The organism is Sulfuricaulis sp., from assembly GCF_040901545.1.
GTDB lineage: Bacteria > Pseudomonadota > Gammaproteobacteria > Acidiferrobacterales > Sulfurifustaceae > Sulfuricaulis.
On record NZ_JBBDYL010000045.1, the window covers coordinates 245,437 to 266,193 of the forward strand.

A 20,757-nucleotide genomic window follows, 5' to 3' on the forward strand; every position below is an offset into this window, starting at 1 on the left:
CATATCAATGGTGGGCGCAGTCCGGAAAAATCATTATTTATTCACCTAAAGCAGTGATTTTTCTGCTTTCTCATAACCCACGCTGCCGTCGCGGTTTTTGCACCACTTCGGATCATGAACAGCATCCAACTCACAAGAATGGTGCATGGAGATGCGGTCTAGTGCTGAACAATCTACCTAAGCCGTTGATTTCAGAAAAAATGCATCTCTGGCACGGCGATTGCTTTTGAGAAGCGGCGTCAGAGGTTAACGACATGTCACTGTGTGTGCTGCTGGTAGAAAACGACCGCGCGCGGGCGGCGATCGTAACGCCGGCCCTGCGGGAAGCGGGTTACGAGGTGATAACGGTGGTTGATTTATCTACCGAGAAACTTGAACAAGTAAGGGCGCTGCGTCCGGACTTAATCATCATTGATCGGCAGTCGCCGGATCGAGACGTGCTTGAGCACATTCGCCTGTTAGCGCGCGACGAACCCCGTCCGATTGTCCTGTTCACGGATGACGGTGACCGCGATTCCATCCGGGCCGCCGTCAGGGCAGGGGTGAGTTCCTATGTCGTAGGTAATCCGTCCGCGGATCGCATCCGCCCGATCATGGAGGTTGCCCTGGCGCGGTTCGAGGAGTTCCAGCGGCTGCGAGAGCAGCTCGACAAGGCCAATCTCAGGCTTGCGGATCGCAAGCTCATCGAGCGCGCCAAAGGGCTGGTGATGCGGCAACGGGGTGTCAGTGAGGGGGAGGCTTACCAGCTTTTGCGCAAGACAGCGATGGATCGGAATCAACGTCTGGTCGAGGTGGCGGAAAATGTCATCGCCATGGCGGAGCTGCTGACATGAAGGACAAACACCTCTCGCTGCGGAAGCAGCCAGATTTGGCGGCCCACATCATGTTCAGCTTCTTGAGAGAGGCGGGACGGTAACAGAAAAGATTTACCCGCGGACGGCCCAACGACGGGCCGTAACGCGCGACCAGGTAGCGGCGGGTAGTGTAGGCCCGCAATTCGGACAACGGCGTCCATTATTGTCAGAAGCGTCCAAGAGGCGACTTCCGATCATAAATGGACGCTTTTTTTTACCAATTAATTCAGTAAAACGAGGACCACCAGTGATACGCAGAACTGACAAGCCAGAAGATTCCGTCGATGGGCAGGGCGTGGCCCGGCGCGGGTTTCTCAAGCGCGCAGCGGTCGCCGCCGCTGTGTTGGCGCTTGGCGCCATGGCGCCGGGCGGAGCAGCCGATGCGCTGGCCGCAACCGGAAAGGCCGAAAAAATCTCCCTCAAATTCGGTTTCATCAAGCTCACCGACATGGTGCCGTTGGCGATCGCCTACGAGAAGGGCTACTTCGAGGACGAGGGTCTGTCGGTCATGCTCGAGGCGCAGGCGAACTGGAAGGTGCTGCTCGATCGCGTGATCTCGGGCGAGCTCGACGGCGCGCACATGCTCGCCGGCCAGCCGATCGGCGCGACCGTCGGGTTTGGCACCAAGGCCGATGTCATCACCGCCTTCAGCATGGACCTGAACGGCAACGGCATCACCGTTTCCAACGCCGCGTGGGACGCGCTCAAGAAGAAGCTGCCGATGAAGGACGGAAGACCGGTGCATCCGATCGATCCCAAGTATCTCAAGGCGGTCGTCGACGATTACAAGAAGCAGGGCAAGGCCTTCAAGATGGGCATGGTGTTCCCGGTGTCCACGCACAACTACGAGCTGCGCTACTGGCTGGCGGCCGGCGGCCTGAACCCGGGCTATTACGCGCCGAGCAAGGGCGACATCAGCGGCACGCTCAAGGCCGACGTCCTGCTTTCGGTGACGCCGCCGCCGCAGATGCCGGCCACGATGGAGGCCGGCACGATCGACGGCTACTGCGTCGGCGAGCCGTGGAACCAGCAGGCGGTTTTCAAGGGCATCGGCGTGCCGGTCGCCACCGACTACGACGTTCAGGTGAACAATCCGGAGAAGGTGTTTGGCGTCACCAAGGCCTGGTCGGATGCCAATCCGAACACGCATATCCGCGTGGTCAAGGCGCTGATCCGCGCCGGTTACTGGCTCGATGAACAAAACAACATGAACCGCCCCGAAGCGGTGAAGATCATCTCGCGGCCGAATTACGTCGGCGCCGACGAGGCGGTGATCGCCAACAGCATGACCGGCACCTTCGAGTACGAGAAGGGCGACAAGCGCCCGGCACCGGACTTCAACGTGTTTTTCCGCTACCACGCGACCTACCCGTATTACTCGGACGCCATCTGGTATCTCACCCAGATGCGCCGCTGGGGTCAGATTCCCGACACGAAGCCGGACAGCTGGTACATGGAAATGGCGAAGAAAATCTACCGCCCGGACATCTATGCCGCCGCGGCCAGGGAACTGATCGCCGAAGGCAAGCTAAAGGCGTCCGATTTTCCGGACTTCGCCAAGGAAACCGGCTTCAAGGGACCGCAAAAGGGTTTCATCGACGGCGTTGTCTACGACGGCCGCAAGCCGAACGAGTACCTGGGCAAATTCAAGATCGGCCTGAAGGGCAGCGACAAGCTGTAGGCCACGCCCGATTCACGTCAACGAGGTGACTATGAGCATGACAGCACAAATCGCACGGCAGCGCCTGAGCGCGCTGGTGCAGCCGGGTGTCGACGGCAAATCGAAGCTGGTGGCTATCATTCGCAGCATTTCGCCGCCGTTGCTCGGCGTCATTGGTTTTCTCATCCTCTGGCACGTCGGGGCGAGCGGTGTCCAGACGTCGCTCGGCGCGCTTCCGGGCCCGGCGGGCGTTTGGGAACAGGCCGGCAACCTGTACCAGGAGGGTCTTGCGGAACGTGAACGCGAGGCCGCATTCAACAAACGCCAGGAGGCGCGCAGGACGGAATTCCTGGCGCAAAATCCCGGACAGGCATTCAAACCGCTGCCTTACACCGGCAAACCGACCTACCTCGACCAGGTCTTCACCAGCCTCTACACGGTGTTTGCCGGATTCACGATAGCAACGCTCGTCGCCGTGCCGCTGGGGATATTCTGCGGCTTGAGCCGGACGGTGCAATCGGCGCTCAACCCGCTGATCCAGATTTTCCGGCCGGTGTCGCCACTGGCCTGGCTGCCGATCGTCACGCTCGTGGTCAGCGCCGTTTACGTCAGCGCCGATCCCCTGTTCCAGAAATCCTTCGTCATCTCGGCGATCACCGTGACGCTGTGCTCGCTGTGGCCCACGCTGATCAACACCGCGGTGGGTGTGGCGTCGATCGACAAGGACTTGCTCAATGTTTCCAAGGTGCTGCGGCTGTCAACGAGCACCCAGGTGATGAAAATCGTCATTCCTTCATCGCTCAAACTGATCTTCACGGGCATGCGGCTGTCGCTCGGCGTCGGCTGGATGGTGCTGATCGCCGCCGAAATGCTGGCCCAGAACCCGGGTCTCGGAAAATTCGTCTGGGACGAATTCCAGAACGGCAGTTCGCAGTCGCTGGGACGCATCATGGTGGCCGTTTTCACCATCGGCTTCGTCGGTTTCCTGCTCGACCGGATCATGCAAACGCTGCAGCAACTGGCCAGCTTTGGTCAGCGTTCAACCTAGCGCGAATAGAGAGGACTTCGATTTGTCTACACCGCAACTCAAGATCATGGACAACGCCGCGATCGCCACCCCGCCCGCCGCCGCGACCATCTGTTTGGACCTCAAAGGTATAAGCAAGTCCTACGGGACGGGCGCACAGCGCACCGAGGTATTAAAGGACATCAACCTACAGATCAAAGAGGGCGAATTCGTCGCCATCGTCGGCTTCTCCGGCAGCGGCAAGACGACGTTGGTTTCACTCATGGCGGGCCTGTTGCAGGCCGATGAAGGCGAGGTGCTTCGCAACGGCAAACCCATTGACGGGCCGGGACCGGACCGCGGCGTGGTGTTCCAGAGCTATTCGCTGATGCCGTGGATGAACGTGCGCCAGAACGTCGCGCTCGCGGTCGATCAGGTGTTCAAAAACGCCCCTAGGGCGGAGCGCCGGGCGCGGGTCGAGAAATACGTGCAGATGGTGAATCTTAGCCCCGCCATGGACAAGCGCCCGGCCGAGCTTTCCGGCGGCATGCGTCAACGGGTATCGGTCGCGCGCGCGCTGGCGGCGTCGCCGGACATTTTGCTGCTCGACGAACCTCTGAGTGCCTTGGATGCGCTCACCCGCGCCAAGCTGCAGGACGAGATCATCCGCATCTGGAGCCAGGAGCAGAAAACCGTCGTGCTCATTACCAACGACGTGGATGAAGGCATCGTCATGGCGGACCGCATCATCCCGCTGAGACCGGGACCGAATGCGACGCTGGGACCGGAGTTCCCCGTTACCTTACCGCGTCCGCGCGACCGCACGGCGATCAATCATTCACCGGAATTCAAGCGTATTCGCCGCGAGGTGACCCAGTATCTGATGCAGGTCGGCTCCGAACGAATTTCCACGGTGCGGGATAAGGTTATCAGCCTGCCTGCGGTTTTGCCCAACACGTCCCGTGAGCATCAGGAGGCCAAGGGCCAAAAGCAACGCAACATAGCCACTCCGAATCTGGAACGCTACGTCGAGTTTTCGCAGGTCTCGAAGATTTATCCGGGCCGCCAGGGTCCGGTCAAAGTCGTCGATGGCTTCGATCTCAAGATCCGCAAGGGCGAGTTTGTCTCCATCATTGGCCACTCCGGCTGCGGCAAGTCGACGGTGCTGTCCATGGCCGCCGGCCTCAACGATGCCAGCGAAGGCGGCATCATTCTCGACGGCCGCGAAGTCAACGCCGCCGGTCCTGACCGCGGCATCGTGTTCCAGGCGCCCAGTCTCGTGCCCTGGCTCAGCGCTTATGACAATGTCGGTCTCGGTGTGGAACAGGTGTTTCCCCACGCCACTCCCAAAGAGCGCAACGATATTATCGGTCACTATCTCAACCGCGTCGGACTTGCCGACGCGCGGGAAAAAAAAGCCTCCGAGCTTTCCAACGGCATGAAGCAGCGCGTCGGCATCGCCCGCGCGTTCGCGCTCTCGCCCAAGTTGCTGCTGCTCGACGAACCGTTCGGCATGCTGGATTCGCTGACGCGCTGGGACCTGCAGGAAGTGCTGATGGAGGTGTGGGCGCGCACCGAGGTGACGGCCCTCATTGTCACCCATGATGTGGACGAGGCGATTCTGCTGGCGGATCGCGTGGTGATGATGACCAACGGAAGTCAAACAGGAGGGATGCATCCCCCCGCCGCCCCGGGCAAAGCCCTAAGGGCGGCTCCCCCCTCTGGCGCCAAGGTGGGCAAGATTCTCGAGATCGATCTGCCGCGTCCGCGCACGCGCAAGATGCTGCTCGAGCATGCGGACTACTACGGATTGCGAGAACAGCTGCTCAGCTTCCTGGCCGAGTGCGATCATCTTTGAGCGCAGCGACCCGGCACAACGGAGAATTACGATGACAGAAAAACTGGTGGTTGTTGGCAATGGCATGGCCGGCATGCGCACGGTCGAGGAGTTGCTCAAACTCGCGCCGGACAAATACGCCATCACCGTCTTCGGTGCCGAGCCGCACGTTAACTACAATCGCATCCTGCTCTCACCGGTGCTGGCCGGCGAGAAGCAGCCCGACGATATCGTGCTGAACGGCGAGGCCTGGTATGCCGAGCACGGAATCTCGCTGCACCGGGGCAAGAAAATCGAGTGCATCGATCGACGTGAGCGTACGGTGACGGCCACGGATGGAACGATGGCGCGGTACGACCGGCTCTTGGTCGCAACCGGGTCTGATCCGTTTATTCTGCCGGTTCCGGGGAAGGATCTGCGGGGCGTCGTTACGTTTCGCGACCTGGCCGATGTGGATGCGATGCTCACCGCCGCGAAACTCTTCAGGCATGCCGTGGTGATCGGTGGTGGATTGCTTGGCCTTGAGGCGGCGAACGGCCTGCTCAAACAGGGCATGAACGTGAGCGTGATTCATCTTGGCCCAACCCTGATGGAGCGGCAGCTTGACGACACGGCCGGTAACATGCTCAAGCAATCGCTCGAATCCCGTGGCATCCGATTCTTCCTTGAGGCGAAGACCATGGAAATCATCGGCAATCAGCGCGTCAAGGGTGTGCGGCTGGCCGACGATACCGAAATTACGGCTGATTTGGTGGTGATGGCGGTGGGGATTCGTCCCAACTTCGAGCTCGCCCGATTGGCAGGCATTTACTGCGAGCATGGCATTGTCGTGTCTGACACGCTGCAAACTTTCGATCCGCGTGTCTATGCCGTGGGCGAGTGCGTATGCCATCGTGGTAAAAATTACGGTTTAGTGGCACCGCTGTTCGAACAGGCGCGGGTATGCGCCAATCATCTGGCCGCGATCGGCTACGCACGCTACGGCGGTTCGGTCACCTCGACCAAGCTCAAGGTCACCGGCATCGATCTGTTCTCCGCCGGCAATTATCTCGGCGGCGAGGGTTGTGAGGAAATCGTGCTCAAGGACCCGGGCCGCGGGGTATACAAGAAGATCGTGCTCAAGGACAACCGTGTGCAGGGCGCGGTGTTGTACGGCGAAACCCTCGACGGCGCCTGGTACTTCGATCTCATGCGCGACGGCACCCCCATCGCTGACATCCGCGACGCGTTGCTGTTCGGGCCCGCTCATCTGGGCGATGCCGGGCACGGCGGGCGCAATGTCGCGGCCATGAACGACGCGACCGAAATCTGCGGTTGTAACGGCGTGTGCAAGGGCGAGATCACGCGCGCCATCAGTGCCAAGGGTCTGTTCACGCTCGAGGAAGTGCGCGCCCACACCAAGGCCTCGAGTTCCTGCGGCTCCTGCACCGGCTTGGTCGAGCAACTCCTCGCAACGACCCTCGGCAGCAACTACTCGCAGACGCCGAAGGAGAAGCCGCTGTGCCGGTGCACCGATCACACCCACGATCAGGTGCGCGCGGCGATCACTGCCAATAGTCTCAAAACAATGCGCGCGGTTATGGAACATTGTCAGTGGCGCACACCCGATGGTTGCCCGAGCTGTCGGCCGGCGCTCAACTATTACCTGCTGTGCGCGTGGCCGGGGCAGTACGCCGATGACGCACAGTCGCGCTTTATCAACGAACGCGCCCACGCCAACATTCAGAAGGACGGTACCTATTCGGTCGTGCCGCGCATTTGGGGGGGCGTCACCACACCGTCTGAGCTGCGCGCGATCGCCGAAGTGGCCGAAAAATTCGCCATCCCCACGGTCAAGCTCACCGGCGGTCAGCGCATCGACCTGCTGGGCGTGAAGAAGGAAAAGCTACCCGCGGTGTGGGCCGACCTCAGCCGCGCCGGTTTCGTCTCCGGTCACGCCTACGGCAAGGCGCTGCGCACGGTGAAGACCTGCGTGGGTTCCGAGTGGTGCCGCTTCGGCGTGCAGGACTCGACCGGCCTGGGCATCGCACTCGAGAAAATGACTTGGGGCACGTGGACGCCGCACAAGACCAAGCTTGGGGTCTCCGGTTGTCCGCGCAACTGCGCCGAGGCCACGATCAAGGATTTCGGCGTGGTGGGTGTGGATTCGGGCTGGGAACTGCACGTCGGCGGCAACGGCGGCGTGAAGGTGCGCGCCACCGACCTGCTGTGCAAGGTGCACACCGACGCCGATGTGAAGGAGTATTGCGGCGCCTACCTGCAGCTCTACCGCGAGGAGGCGCGCTATCTCGAGCGTACCGCGCCGTGGATCGAGCGCGTGGGCTTAAGCTACGTCAAGCAACGCATCGTGGAGGACGGCGACGGCAGAAAGGCGCTGTACCGGCGTTTTCTCGAATCGCAGCAGCACGCACAGAAAGACCCGTGGGCCGAACGCGCGACCGGAAAAATCGCGCAACATGAATTCACGCCGCTAAAGGCGGCGGTGTGAGAAGGCATCATGAGCGGCAAAGCAGCAGAAAAAATAATTCCCCTGTCGGCCGCTGGTGCGTCCGGATGGGTAGTCGCGGGCCGGTTGGACGAAATCCCGCGTGCCGGCGCACGGGTGATTCACACCGCCGCGGGCGAAATCGCTCTATTCCGGACCGTCGATGACCGCGTATTCGCATTGCGCGACCGATGTCCGCATCAGGGTGGGCCGCTGTCGCAAGGGATAGTCTACGGACACAAAGTCGCCTGTCCGTTGCACAACTGGAGTGTCGCGCTCGATAGCGGCGCGGCCATCGCGCCGGACGAGGGCCAAACCGCCTGTTTTCCGGTGCGTATCGAAGGTGACATGGTTTATTTAGCCATTTGTTGAAACAGGCCATCCATGGCCTTTTTCAACTCGCTTCGCCGCGGCGCATGTCCGTGGCTCGCTCCATTTTTCAAACACTTACGTGTTTGAAAAATGATGCGACACATCCCTGCGGCGCCTGGTAGGCTGTTTTTCAACAGCCTACCAGCGCTCGCACGCTGAGCACCTATCCGGAATAACCGGCATGGCCAGATCGGAAATCTCTACCATCGTCCAGACCACCTGTCCTTACTGTGGCGTGGGCTGTGGTGTGCTGGCCGAGCCGAATCCCGACGGCGGTGTGATCATCAATGGCGATCCCGCGCATCCGGCGAACCACGGGCGGCTGTGCTCCAAGGGCGCGGCGCTTGGCGATACGGTTTCGCTTGACGGCCGTCTGCTGCATCCCGAGATTCACGGGCGCAGCGCCGGCTGGGACGAGGCGCTCGATCTGGTGGCGGAGAAATTTCGCGAAACCATCGCGCAATACGGTCCAGATTCGGTGGCGTTCTACGTTTCGGGCCAGTTGCTCACGGAGGACTATTACGTCGCGAATAAGTTGATGAAGGGTTTTCTCGGCAGCGCCAATATCGACACCAACTCGCGCCTGTGCATGGCCTCAAGCGTTGCCGGGCATAAACGCGCTTTCGGCAGCGACACGGTGCCGGGTTGTTACGAGGACCTGGAACTCGCTGAGCTCGTGATCCTGGCCGGGTCGAACGCCGCGTGGTGTCATCCGGTGCTATACCAGCGCATCGCGCGCGCCCGGGAATCCAATCCGAAGATGAAGGTGGTATTGATCGATCCGCGCCGCACCGCCAGCGCCGATATCGCCGATCTGCATCTAGCCATCGCGCCCGGCACCGATGTCTGGTTGTGGAACGGATTGCTGGTGTACTTGTTTCAAAACGGTTTTGTCGATCACACGTTTCTCGAACATCACACCCAGGGATACAGCACGGCGCTGGCCGCGGCGCGCTCCGCGTCACCCACGATCCCGGCCGTGGCGCAAGCCTGCGGTCTCCCGGACAATGACGTGGCAAATTTCTTCCACCTGTTTGCACGCACCGAGAAAACGGTCACGATGTACTCGCAGGGCGTGAACCAGTCCTCGAGCGGCACCGATAAGGTCAACAGCATCATCAATTGCCATCTGGCGACCGGGCGCATCGGCCGTCCCGGGATGGGACCGTTCTCGATCACCGGCCAGCCCAACGCCATGGGCGGGCGCGAGGTCGGCGCGCTCGCCAACCAGCTGGTGGCGCATATGGATCTGGAGTCGTCACAGGACCGCGAGCGGGTACGACGTTTCTGGGGTTCACCCGCGATCGCGGCGCGCCCGGGATTGAAGGCGGTGGACCTGTTCCGCGCCGTTGAGGCGGGACAAATCAAGGCAATGTGGATCATGGCGACCAATCCGGCGGTGAGCCTGCCGGATGCCGGGCAGGTCAGGCGCGCGCTTTCAAAATGCGATTTCGTTGTAGTGTCGGATTGTGTGCGCGCCACGGATACCACGCAATACGCGCAGGTCCTGTTGCCGGCGCTGGCCTGGGGCGAGAAGGACGGCACCGCGACCAACTCCGAGCGATGCATCTCGCGGCAGCGCGCGTTTCTTCCTCGTCCCGGTGACGCGAAGCCCGACTGGTGGATTGTGAGCCAGGTGGCGTGCCGACTCGGCTTCGGCGCGGCTTTCAATTACCGCAGCGCTGCCGACGTGTTCCGTGAACATGCTGCGCTGTCGGGATTCGAAAACGAAGGCACGCGCGATTTCGACATCGGCGGAATGAGTAAAATGAGCGACGACGAATACGCCACTTTTGCGCCCGTGCAGTGGCCATTCCCGGATGCCTCGGGTGTCGGCCGCGCGCGTTTTTTCGGCGATGGAAAATTCTTCACGCCCGGCGGCAAGGCGCGATTCGTGGCACTCAAACCACGCGCGCCATGTCACGCCGTGGACGATGATTTTCCATACGTGCTCAACACCGGACGGGTGCGCGATCACTGGCATACGATGACGCGCACGGGCAAGTCGCCGCGGCTATCGCAGCACACGCCCGAGCCCTACGGCGAACTGCATCCGCTGGACGCCGACAAGCTCGGCGTACGCCAGGGCGATCTCATCCGGGTTGCCAGCCGCTGGGGCGAGGCGATCGTCCGCGCGCGCGCGAGCCGCGATCAGCTTGGCGGCAGCGTGTTCGTGCCGATGCATTGGAACGGTCAGTTCGCTTCGCACGGGCTTGTCGACGCCGTGGTCAATCCGGCGGTCGATCCGGTGTCCGGCCAGCCCGAGTTCAAGCATACGCCGGTGCGTGTGACTCTGTACCGACCGGCTTGGTACGGCCTTGCACTCTCGCGCCGCGAGCTGGACACCCGCGCGGTGGCCTTCCACACATGCATGATCGGAAGCGAATTCGTTCGTTATGAACTCGCCGGCGAACGCGCCCCGGAAGCATGGCAGGCTTGGGCGCAGGCGCTGCTCGCGGCGTCGGTGCAGCACGAATGGCTGGATTATTTCGACGCGGCAGCAGGACGTTACCGCGCGGCTTGTCTCAAGGACGGCCGACTCGAGGCCTGCTTTTTCGCCGCACCCGCGCCGGTGGCGGTGGAGCGTGAATGGCTCGCAAGCCTGTTTTTGCACAAGGAACTTGCGATCAGTGATCGAGCGCACCTGCTAGCCGGACGTCCGCCGCGCGGACAGGAGGAGACCGGGCGCACGATCTGTGCCTGCTTCGGGGTTGGCGAGAAGTCCATCGTCGGAGCGATCCAGACCCAAAAACTTTCAACGATTGCTGAGATCGGCACCTGTCTCAAAGCCGGAACAAATTGCGGTTCATGTGTTCCGGAACTCAAGATGCTGCTCGGAGAGCGTTATGCAAGGAAGAGCGCCTGAAAATTTGGCAGTCGCATCGATATTTCGTTTTGTCTCGGGCCAATTCAATGGGGGAGCAACCGTTCGGTAGCTGGGCATATTGATAACGGCATGGGGTCAGCCCCATATGTCCGCAACAATGCTCTCATACCACCCGAACGTGTATTTGGCTTCATCCTCGCGGAACGAATCCGGCGCCTCTCTCGGGCTCACGCCTCCCGCGCCTTCGATCTCCGTTATGCCTTTTTCCGTGTTCCGGTACACGCCCGCGACGGAAATTCCGTATCTCGGCGCGATCAGGCTGTAGCAGGTGTTAACGAAAGAATTTTCCGGCGGGGTTTCACCATTGAACAAAGCGATGATGGCCGCCGCGCACATCTTGGCTTCGCTGCTGGCGGCAAACCCCGACTTGGGGAGCGCGCCGGCGATCGCGGAGTCGCCGATAACGTGAATACCGGCGTGAAGCTTGGACTCGAAGGTCTTGGGATCGACCGGGCACCAGCCTGTTTTATCGACCAGCCCCGTTTTGACGGCGATTTTTCCCGCGGTCTGGTGAGGAATGAGGTTCACCACGTCCGCCTTGTGTTTGACAAGGTCGGCGTCCACCAGCATTTTCTTGACATCGACCCCCTGGGTTGTCCCGCCTTTTGCACCGGACACCCATTCAATCATCCCGGGATAAAGCTTCTTCCATCCATCCTGAAACAAGGGCTGTTTTGAAAATTTATCCTTGGCGTCGAGGATAACGATCTTGGATCTGGGTTTATGTTGCTTGAGATAATGCGCAATCATGCTCGCGCGCTCATACGGCCCGGGCGGGCAGCGGAATGGATTGGGCGGCGATACGATTATGACCTTGCCGCCGTTTTTCATGGCCTTGAGTTGGTTCCGAAGCAGCACCGTCTGCGGGCCGGCCTTCCACGCATGCGGCATCACTTGCGCCGCTTTTTCGCTGTAACCCTCAATGGCAGCCCAGTTGAAATCAATGCCCGGCGATACCACCAGGCTATCGTAGGTTAATGTTTTACCGCCCTTGAGCGTCAATTTTTTACCGACCGGATCGATGCGATCCACCGTGTCGTGGATCATGTTCACTCCATGTATCTGTTTTAAGGCATTGTAGTCATGGGTAATGGAGTCCATGGTACGCAACCCGCCCAGCACGAGATTGCTGAATGGACAGGTAATGAATTTGACGCTTGGTTCAATCAGTGTCACGGCGATGCCTTGATCCAGACGCCGCAAATAACGGGCACAGGTGGCGCCGCCGAACCCGCCGCCGACCACGATGACCCGGGCGGAGCCTTTGTTGGTTCCCGCGGCGCGGGCCATTGCGGAATAGCCCAGGACGCCGGTCGCGGATGCCGCACCGGCGATTTTCAGGAATGCTCTCCGGGTAATATTTTTCATGTTTTTCCTTATTTCAGATTGGCACCGATGTAGTTTGCAATCGCCTCGAGTTCCGCATCGGAATAGCCTTTGGTGTGGCGCGTCATGACCGTGGCGAACCGCGCGCCGGTTTTGAATTCCTTGAGCGCGAGAGCGATTTGTTTCGCATTCATGCTGCTGAAGCTGGGAATGGTTCCGGGACTGCGGCCATCGGGTCCGTGACAGGAAAAGCAGTTGTTCACCATGTTCGCGACGGCGGCGGGGCTGGGCGGCTCGGCTGCAGGTTCGGCGCCGGGAACGGGTGTTTGCGCTTCGGCTCCATACAAAATGACACTGGATAACAGCACGGTGGCAACCACACCTGAAAACCACCGGGTCTGATTATTTTTTATTTTCATGCGTTACTCCTAACAGTTGCAGGTATTGGATGGCGGATGTTGCAACAGCGAATTATTCCCGGTTAACGCTTCATTATATTGATGAAAATTCGGTGGTACGTCGCTTTGTGAGGAAATTTATGCGACACACAAAATCCCATTTTCCAGGTTACTCGAAAATCTTGCACTGGCTGAACGAACTTCCGGCAATTATCTAACTCCTTTCAAACGGGCTTGGCAAGATACCGGGAATCAAACGAGTCACAACCCGCCAGGCGGTGTTCAGCGCAGTTCGCTCAGAAGTGAATCCATCATGTGTTCTGCCTGTGACCCGTAACCTCCGCCAAAAAGATTGAAGTGATTCAGGATGTGGTAAAGATTGTAGAGTGTTTTCCGCACGGGATAGCCGTCGTCGAGCGGCCAGGTCTCCCGGTAGGCCTGGTAAAAACGCCCTGAGAACCCGCCGAACAGTTCGGTCATGGCCACATCCGTCTCGCGATCGCCGTAGTAAACCGCGGGATCGAAAATGACCGGCTGTTGTCGCGCGACACCGACATTACCGCTCCAAAGGTCTCCGTGCAGTAGCGAAGGCGCAGGCCGGTAGTTTTGGAAAAATGCCCCCAGGTCCGCCAATAGACGCTCGCCTTTCTTAAGAAGATCGCGACCGCTTCGCGCCGCGAGCTTGAGTTGATAGCCGAGGCGATGATCCCGCCAAAACGGCATCCACTCGGATGAGTGTGTATTAATTTGCGGAGTGGAACCAATGGTATTATCAAGTCGCCAACCGTATTTTTCATGCGTGAATCGATGCATCCGGGCGAGTTGCTGTCCGAGGCGCTCCTGGCTTCGGAAGTCCACCCCACCTAAATCAAGATATTCGAGTGCCAGGTAAGCATGGCCGTTGGCCGTCCCCCAGCATATGGCTTCGGGGACACGCACCGTACGTGTGAGTGCGATCTCGTTAAGGCCTGCCGCTTCCGCCTCGAACATGGCCACACGCGCGGGTTGGTTTAACTTGATGAAGTAACGTCGGTCGTTGTCTTGCAGAACCGAGGAATTGTTGATGCACCCACCGCTGGCGGCTTGCGCTGAGCGGGCTACAAAAGGATTGCCCGTGGTATTCGAAATATGCTGCGCAATCGTTAACCAGACCGAATCCATGTCTATCCGCGTTCCTTGTTCAATGCGGGTTACTGTAGAACCGATTTCGAAGACGAGAAATCATCCGGGAACGGTTTTCCTTTATTCAGCGGATCTTGAACCGAAAAAATGGGCGAATCTGACGAATTTTCTACGCTACCCAATGATATCGCGCGTTATTGCGCAAGGCTTCAGGGGATAGGTCACCTAAGTGACTGATTATTATGCGGTCGGTAAATCACGTTTATGGCATCAGATTTGCACATTTTATCCTGCAACTTGCTAACGACAAACGGAAAAATAGACCAGTTTCAGGGAGTGTAACCGGTCCGAAGGTGATGAGTACCCCATGGAAGGAAAACACATACGAAAGTTAATGGGTCCGCGCGCAACCCCATGGCGGAGAAATTGGCAATTTAGAGCAACAATGCACCTGAACCGGATTTCCATTCGTACCAGTCATATTGCCGCCCTGACGTTAATCGGGATGGTAGGTGTTTTTTTCTTTTTGTCCGGCAGTGACGCTTACCGTGATTTTATTCTTGAAAATCAGCGCGAGGCGTTTGCCGAGCATTTACGGGCGAGGTTAAGCGACCTGCGCCGGGAATTTGACGCCGAGTCGCAACGGCTCGCCATTTATATCAGTTCCGCACCGGGTCTGGTGGCGGCGCTGGAAAATCGCAAACCCGCGACAATGTCGCGTCACCTCGATATTATCTTCGACCGGCCCGGCAGTGTTTCCGGGCGTACCCGACTTGCTCAGCTTCAGGTATTGGATAAAAACATGGGCAAGGTGGCGTCTTCCACCAAGGGGATCCCCGACAGTCTTCTCGATCAACCTGCCTGCTCAAGCCTGCGTACCCAGGCAACGAAAGCCCAAGTCAAAGACCGGCAGAAACCTGTGTCGGGCATCTGTTTGGGAAATAAAAATATTTATCATCTCCTCATCCACCCTTTCGCGACAGGTTCCTCGTCGGGATATATTTTTGTGGCCATGGACATGATGCCAAAACTGGTCGGGCCCGAAGCTGTCTTAAATTTACCCATTCGGCTTACGTTCGCCGACGGATCTCTGCTCCATCGCTCCGCCAACTGGCCCCATGAGGTGAATGGAAAGGATTTTCTGGTAACGGAACAATCGTTCGTGTTGCTCGCTCCTGCCCGGACGTTGCTCACCATAGCTGTTAGCCACGACATTCGCTCGTTCAGCGCCAGAATGTCAAGCACGCAGAACACAATGGCATGGGTCGCTGTTTTCATCACGCTGTTTTTCATTCTGCTGACTTGGCTGGTACTGGATAAGACCACCGCCAAGCCTTTGATGACACTGATTGCCCACATGCGCAAGGTCCGATCGGACAAAAGCCGGCTCGGCGAGCATGTGGTGTTACACGGCAACCAGCAAGTCGCCGAACTCGGCGCGGCATTCAATGACATGTCTGCCAGAATGAAAGAGCTTTATGAAAGTCTGGAAAGTCTTGCCTTCACCGATCCCCTGACAAAGCTTCCAAACCGGATGTTGTTCCAGAAAAAATTACAGCAAGCAATTGAAGATGCCAGGCGCGACTACAAATCCTTCGCCTTGTTTTTGATGGATATCGACCGTTTCAAGGACATCAACGACACCCTGGGCCACCAGACCGGCGACATGCTGCTGCAGCAGGTTGCCGCGCGCCTCCGGAGCAAGCTGCGCGATATCGACACGGTCGCGCGAATGGGCGGTGATGAATTTGCCATACTGTTACCGGCGGTGACCGACAAACACGCAACCATGGCCGCACGAATGTTGCTGCAGTCATTACGCATGCCGTTCCGCATCGACGAACATACCCTGGATGTCGGCGCGAGCATCGGCATCTCGCTATATCCCGATCACGGCGTGGATTCCAACATCCTCATTCAGCGATCGGACGTGGCCATGTATGCCGCGAAGCAGGCAAACAGCGGATATGCCTTCTATGACAGTAAACAAGATCAGCACAACCCGACGCGCCTGACACTGCTGGGCGAGTTGCGTCATGCCGTGGAACAGGAGCAGTTCGAACTTTACTATCAGCCGAAGGTGAACCTTCGGACTTCCCGGGTAACGGGAGTGGAAGCCTTGGTGCGCTGGAATCACCCGCGTGAGGATCTGATGCTGCCGGATATCTTCATCCCGCTGCTGGAGCAAACCGGAATGATTCGGAACCTCACGCCGTGGGTGCTGAACGAAGCCCTGCGACAGGGGCAAATACTGCAACGACAGGGGGTGCCAATCACGATTTCGATGAATCTGTCGGTACGAGATCTGCAGGAACCCTATCTGGCCGAGACTTTCGCCGAGCAATTGGCCGCGCTTCAGGTTGCCACCAAGTGGCTGGAGCTCGAGATTACTGAAAGCGCGGTGATGACCGAGCCGGAGCGCGCGCTCCATGTGCTTACGCGCCTTTCCGCCACGGGATTGAAACTGGCCATTGATGATTTTGGCACCGGCTATTCATCGCTCTCGTATCTCAAGAAGTTACCGGTTCATGCCATCAAGATCGATAAATCGTTTGTCATCGGCATGGTGCGCGATGAAAACGACGCCGCGATTGTGCGCACCAGCATTGATCTGGCTCACAACCTCAAACTCGAGGTCATCGCCGAGGGTGTCGAAAACGAAGAAACCCTCAAGCGCCTGACCGAGCTTGGCTGCGACACCGCTCAGGGTAATTTCATCAGCCGGCCGCTGTCGTCGGATGAGCTGTCCGTGTGGCTGAAGCAGTCTGCCTGGGGGTATGGCGAACATAAGCCCAAGCTGGTCCGGCTGCGGAATTAGCCAGCCTCCCGTCCTCACTCCTCGGTAAAGACTACTCTCCCTGATTTTCTCCGGGAAAATACTGGTTTGTCGTCAACCGGGTCTGGTTAACAGTTTTCCCTGGCAAGACTGTAAGGTCCGGATCCGTACGCGATGATGTAGAGCATCCCACCCATCATCGCCATGTTTTTCTGGAAATTGATGAATTGCGGCATCATCTGTTCCGGCGGGAGGCCCCAGTAGGCATGGAAGATGTAAGTTACCGGTATCATCCACAGTAACAGAGCCGTGGCCCCCCAACGCGCTTGCCAACCGAGCAGTATCATCAGGCCGCCGCCCAACTCGATGATGATGGTCGCCACCAGCATCAGCTTGATCAGAGTGGGGTCCACGCTCGACATGGTAGCGGCCATATAGCCCGCCGTCCCGGCGAAGCCGGTTAATTTATTGAAACCGGAAACGAGAAAAATATTTGCCATCAGGAGCCGTCCAATCAGCGGTCCGTACTGTTGCGCCCATTTGCATAGCTGTTTCATGTTCTATCTCCTGGCTAGGTGACAAAATAATTGCGTTAAGTTAGTCCCGTTATCATGGCAGGTCAAACAACAAGGCTTCGGTGTTATCTAAAGGAGTCATGTGTATTTGCGGCGCTTCATTGATCCGCGCGCCATCCCCCGCTGACATGATTTCACCGTTTACTTTCGCCCGCCCGCGGGCGAGATGCAGATAGGCCTTTCGGGTCGGATGCAAATGGTGCGTGGCGGATTCACCTGCTTGCAATTCGGTAACGTACATGTAGGCATTCTGGTGAATTTTGACCGTGTTCTCACGGCCGTCAGGCGTCACAACGGCCCGCCAGGCCCCGCGCCATTCACGCGGTGAGAATGTTTTCTGATCGTACCCCGACGTCAAGCCCTTGCTGTCCGGTAATATCCATATTTGCAAGAGGTGCACCGGTTCGGTTTTCGAGGGATTGGATTCACTGTGGGTAATACCGCTGCCAGCGGTCATACGCTGCACATCACCCGGCCGGATGATCGAGCCGTTTCCAAGGCTGTCTTTATGTTCCAGCGCGCCTTCCTGTATGTAAGTAATGATTTCCATATCACGATGTCCATGCGTGGCGAATCCTTTCCCCGCTGAAACGATATCCTCATTGATCACGCGCAGGACGGAATAACCCATTTGATCCGGATCCTGGTAATCCGCAAAAGAAAATGTGTGGCGGGTGTCCAGCCAGCCGTAATTGAAATGCCCACGGTCCGCGGCCCGGCGCAGGCTGATCATGTCCGTTTCATAAACGCTCAGTACGGTAAGCGATTTCCGTGGTTCGCCCCATCCTAAAGCATTATTCCTGGCATTGCCTAGCCGGCGCTTGCTTATAAATAGGCAGATAATGAGCAGCGGTGCGGGTTGAAAATCACAACTCAGCTGGTTACTTTATGCACAGATAGAAAGTATGTAGAAATTGGGTTTTCGCGGCAGGAAAGACCCCTTGAGGAAATACGGGTCATTTAATATATGTCATTGTTTTATTTTCAATAACTATCCAGATTATTTTTTAGACAATCTAACAAAATCGCTGGAATTACCCTGCGTCAAAATGTCATACCCTATTTCATCCACATTGTTATCAACAGATCCTGTGAGTAATGATTGCCCCATTAAGATACAAGTGGTTAGCGTGAAATCATGACAAGCCTGTGAACGTGGAGCGCAGTGTTTCACGCTCTGCGCCTCATGGTACGAGGATTTCCACCCATACTGGCTCTGAGATAGAGTCGCTCCATGTTGGCAGCAACACGCATATATCAAGTAGCCGTGCCTACCCCTTTGTACCGTGTCTTTGATTATTTTGCTTCGGCATCATTGGTGGCAGGAACGCGCGTGCGAGTGCAATTCGGTCGGCGCGAAATGGTCGGGGTGGTGGTAGGAACGCTGGAACACAGTGAATTGCCGCGTAACCGGCTGAAACAAGTTATGCGGATTCTGGATGAAGCGCCCTTGATTCCACCCACGTTATTGATGCTGCTTCAGTGGGTCGCCGATTACTATCACCATCCCCTGGGGGAAGTTATCCACACGGCATTACCGGTGTACCTGCGTCAAGGTCGGCCGGTTGCCTTCAAGGGAGAAATGGCTTGGAGTCTGACAGAAGCTGGAAGAGGGGTCAGACAGGAAATGAGTCACCGCGCGCCGGCGCAGAAACGCCTGCTGGACGCCTTGGCAGCCGCCCCGGACGGACTTGTGGCGAAACAGCTCATGGAGATTTCGCTTCGCTGGTCAGCAACGCTCAAGGTAATGCGTGCCAAGGGGTGGGTAAGCAGTCACCCACACGATACACCACGCGTTTCTCCGCGCAACATTCTGCCATCGCCGGAACTCAACCCGGGGCAAAAATCCGCGGTGGCAGCCATCGCGGCGCGGCTCGGTCATTTTCATCCGTTTTTGCTGCATGGCGTTACCGCCAGCGGCAAGACCGAGGTATATCTCAACGTGATCGAGCAAGTGCTGTCACAAGGAAAACAGGTTTTAGTGCTGGTGCCGGAAATCGGCCTCACGCCACAATTGGTGGAGCGATTTCAGCGGCGATTCCAGGCACCGATTGCCGTGTTGCATTCCGGGCTCAACAATCAGGAGCGGTTGAATGCCTGGATTGCGGCGATCGGTGGCAAGGCATCGATAGTGATCGGGACGCGTTCCGCCGTATTTACACCGCTGAATAAACCCGGACTCATCGTCGTGGACGAGGAACACGATACCTCCTACAAGCAACAGGACGGGTTGCGCTATTCGGCGCGTGATGTGGCGGTGATGCGCGCGTCACGGGAAAAAATACCCATCGTGCTGGGTTCGGCCACACCGTCGTTGGAAAGCCTCAAGAACGCGCGCGCGGGTACTTATACGCTGCTCGATTTGCCGGACCGCACCGGCGGCGCCGGGATGCCGCACGTGCGGTTGTGCGATATGCGCCGGCTGAAACCCACGGACGGGTTGTCGCTACCACTGCGCGAGGCCATCGCGGCCCGGTTGGAAAAGCGCGAGCAGACTATTTTGTTTTTGAACCGCCGCGGGTTTGCCCCGGTATGGATGTGTTATGACTGCGGCTGGGTCGCGCCATGCCGGCGGTGCGATGCGCAGCTGACACTGCACCGTAAAAGGCAGAAATTGCTCTGTCACCATTGCGGGGCGGAACAGGAAGTTTCCCTGAGCTGCCCGGATTGCCATGGGACAAATCTCCACCCGCTCGGTGAAGGCACGGAGCGTGTGGAAGGGGCGCTGGAAAAGTTCTTCCCCCGGGCGCGCATTGAACGCATCGATCGCGACACCACCCTGCGCAAGGGCACGCTCGAGGAGAAACTGCGGCGCATCCATGCCGGACAGGTCGATATCCTGGTGGGGACCCAAATGCTTTCCAAGGGACATGATTTTCCCAACGTCACGCTGGTCGGCGTCCTGAATGCCGATCAGGGGTTGTACGGCATGGATTTCCGCGCCAGCGAACGGTTATTTCAGCTCATTCTGCAAGTCAGCGGACGTGCCGGGCGGGCCGACAAGCCGGGCGAGGTGTTGCTGCAGACCTGGCATCCGGCCCACTCGCTGTTTGCCGCCTTGCAGCGCCATGACTTTCACGGATTCGCCGAGTTTGCGCTCGGCGAGCGCCGCGAAACCGGTTATCCGCCCTATAGCCATCTTGCCCTGCTGCGCGCGGAATCCCCCGTGCCCGGGGCGGCGCTCAGATTTTTACGTGAGGCGCGCGGGCTCGCGGTAAGTCTGTCGCCCGGCGAGGGGGTGCAAATCATGGAATCGTTGCCAGCGCCCTTGGAACGGCTTGCCGGACGCTATCGCGCTCAATTGCTGATACAGTCGCGCGACCGTACGCCGCTGCAGGCGTTTCTCCGCCGGTGGGTGGTACAGCTTGCGGAAGCCAAGTTCAGCAGCAAGGCGCGCTGGTCGCTCGATGTCGATCCGGTGGATCTGTACTGATTCACGGCGGCCTATCCACGGAACCG

14 protein-coding genes are annotated in these 20,757 nt (G+C 58.5%); 9 read left to right on the top strand and 5 right to left on the bottom strand.

The genetic code is table 11. The features are described 5' to 3' along the window. Nucleotides 1–254: 254 nt before the first annotated feature. From WD823_RS09520 to WD823_RS09550, 7 genes are all read left to right on the top strand, one after another. Nucleotides 255–833, top strand: coding sequence for an ANTAR domain-containing response regulator (locus WD823_RS09520; RefSeq protein WP_368429246.1), 579 nt, complete (start codon nucleotides 255–257; stop codon nucleotides 831–833). A gap of 268 nt (nucleotides 834–1,101) precedes the next feature. Next, nucleotides 1,102–2,535, top strand: a complete 1,434-nt coding sequence (locus WD823_RS09525; protein WP_368429247.1) for a CmpA/NrtA family ABC transporter substrate-binding protein — start codon at nucleotides 1,102–1,104, stop codon at nucleotides 2,533–2,535. Nucleotides 2,536–2,572: 37 nt separating this feature from the next. Next, nucleotides 2,573–3,562, top strand: coding sequence for an ABC transporter permease (locus tag WD823_RS09530; RefSeq protein WP_368429248.1), 990 nt, complete (start codon nucleotides 2,573–2,575; stop codon nucleotides 3,560–3,562). Between the two features lie 46 nt (nucleotides 3,563–3,608). Beyond that, nucleotides 3,609–5,378 carry an ABC transporter ATP-binding protein gene (locus WD823_RS09535; protein ID WP_368429322.1) on the top strand — a complete coding sequence of 590 codons (1,770 nt, stop codon included), beginning with the start codon at nucleotides 3,609–3,611 and terminating at the stop codon, nucleotides 5,376–5,378. 31 nt (nucleotides 5,379–5,409) lie between these two features. Further along, a complete protein-coding gene (nirB, locus tag WD823_RS09540) occupies nucleotides 5,410–7,845 on the top strand; it encodes a nitrite reductase large subunit NirB (RefSeq protein ID WP_368429249.1) in 2,436 nt (811 codons plus the stop codon). Nucleotides 7,846–7,854: 9 nt separating this feature from the next. Then, entirely contained in the window at nucleotides 7,855–8,214 is a 360-nt protein-coding gene (nirD, locus tag WD823_RS09545; RefSeq protein WP_368429250.1) for a nitrite reductase small subunit NirD, read from the top strand. Nucleotides 8,215–8,395: 181 nt separating this feature from the next. Continuing rightward, nucleotides 8,396–11,080, top strand: a complete 2,685-nt coding sequence (locus WD823_RS09550) for a molybdopterin-dependent oxidoreductase (protein ID WP_368429251.1) — start codon at nucleotides 8,396–8,398, stop codon at nucleotides 11,078–11,080. A 96-nt stretch (nucleotides 11,081–11,176) separates the two neighbouring features. Here the strand turns inward: WD823_RS09550 and WD823_RS09555 are convergent, their stop codons facing one another. From WD823_RS09555 to WD823_RS09565, 3 genes are all read right to left on the bottom strand, one after another. After that, complete coding sequence (locus WD823_RS09555; protein WP_368429252.1) at nucleotides 11,177–12,469, bottom strand: FCSD flavin-binding domain-containing protein; 1,293 nt, start codon at nucleotides 12,467–12,469, stop codon at nucleotides 11,177–11,179. Between the two features lie 8 nt (nucleotides 12,470–12,477). Then, on the bottom strand, nucleotides 12,478–12,846 hold the full coding sequence (locus tag WD823_RS09560; RefSeq protein ID WP_368429253.1) for a cytochrome c: 369 nt from the start codon (nucleotides 12,844–12,846) through the stop codon (nucleotides 12,478–12,480). Nucleotides 12,847–13,107: 261 nt separating this feature from the next. Continuing rightward, complete coding sequence (locus tag WD823_RS09565; protein ID WP_368429254.1) at nucleotides 13,108–13,986, bottom strand: fructosamine kinase family protein; 879 nt, start codon at nucleotides 13,984–13,986, stop codon at nucleotides 13,108–13,110. Between the two features lie 406 nt (nucleotides 13,987–14,392). On the opposite strand from WD823_RS09565, the gene WD823_RS09570 reads away from it, so the two are divergent. Then, complete coding sequence (locus tag WD823_RS09570) at nucleotides 14,393–16,765, top strand: putative bifunctional diguanylate cyclase/phosphodiesterase (RefSeq protein WP_368429255.1); 2,373 nt, start codon at nucleotides 14,393–14,395, stop codon at nucleotides 16,763–16,765. A gap of 86 nt (nucleotides 16,766–16,851) precedes the next feature. On the opposite strand, the gene WD823_RS09575 is transcribed toward WD823_RS09570, so the two are convergent. After that, the gene (locus WD823_RS09575) at nucleotides 16,852–17,280 is read right to left on the bottom strand and encodes a DoxX family protein (RefSeq protein ID WP_368429256.1); all 429 of its coding nucleotides are present in this window, start codon (nucleotides 17,278–17,280) and stop codon (nucleotides 16,852–16,854) included. 52 nt (nucleotides 17,281–17,332) lie between these two features. After that, nucleotides 17,333–18,031: a pirin family protein gene (locus WD823_RS09580; protein ID WP_368429257.1), complete on the bottom strand. Its 699-nt coding sequence runs from the start codon at nucleotides 18,029–18,031 to the stop codon at nucleotides 17,333–17,335. Between the two features lie 501 nt (nucleotides 18,032–18,532). Between WD823_RS09580 and WD823_RS09585 the strand changes: the two genes are divergently transcribed. Then, nucleotides 18,533–20,731 (top strand): primosomal protein N', encoded by a 2,199-nt coding sequence (locus WD823_RS09585; RefSeq protein WP_368429258.1) that lies wholly within the window; start codon nucleotides 18,533–18,535, stop codon nucleotides 20,729–20,731. The last annotated feature ends 26 nt before the right edge of the window (nucleotides 20,732–20,757 follow it).

Bases quoted from the DNA above. Each gene is read 5' to 3' on its own strand.
- WD823_RS09520 (WP_368429246.1), top strand. From the start codon at position 255: ATGTCACTGTGTGTGCTGCTGGTAGAAAACGACCGCGCGCGGGCGGCG.
- WD823_RS09530 (WP_368429248.1), top strand. From the start codon at position 2,573: ATGACAGCACAAATCGCACGGCAGCGCCTGAGCGCGCTGGTGCAGCCG.
- WD823_RS09535 (WP_368429322.1), top strand. From the start codon at position 3,609: ATGGACAACGCCGCGATCGCCACCCCGCCCGCCGCCGCGACCATCTGT.
- nirB (WP_368429249.1), top strand. From the start codon at position 5,410: ATGACAGAAAAACTGGTGGTTGTTGGCAATGGCATGGCCGGCATGCGC.
- nirD (WP_368429250.1), top strand. From the start codon at position 7,855: ATGAGCGGCAAAGCAGCAGAAAAAATAATTCCCCTGTCGGCCGCTGGT.
- WD823_RS09550 (WP_368429251.1), top strand. From the start codon at position 8,396: ATGGCCAGATCGGAAATCTCTACCATCGTCCAGACCACCTGTCCTTAC.
- WD823_RS09555 (WP_368429252.1), bottom strand. From the start codon at position 12,469: ATGAAAAATATTACCCGGAGAGCATTCCTGAAAATCGCCGGTGCGGCA.
- WD823_RS09560 (WP_368429253.1), bottom strand. From the start codon at position 12,846: ATGAAAATAAAAAATAATCAGACCCGGTGGTTTTCAGGTGTGGTTGCC.
- WD823_RS09565 (WP_368429254.1), bottom strand. From the start codon at position 13,986: ATGGATTCGGTCTGGTTAACGATTGCGCAGCATATTTCGAATACCACG.
- WD823_RS09570 (WP_368429255.1), top strand. From the start codon at position 14,393: ATGCACCTGAACCGGATTTCCATTCGTACCAGTCATATTGCCGCCCTG.
- WD823_RS09575 (WP_368429256.1), bottom strand. From the start codon at position 17,280: ATGAAACAGCTATGCAAATGGGCGCAACAGTACGGACCGCTGATTGGA.
- WD823_RS09580 (WP_368429257.1), bottom strand. From the start codon at position 18,031: ATGATCAGCCTGCGCCGGGCCGCGGACCGTGGGCATTTCAATTACGGC.
- WD823_RS09585 (WP_368429258.1), top strand. From the start codon at position 18,533: ATGTTGGCAGCAACACGCATATATCAAGTAGCCGTGCCTACCCCTTTG.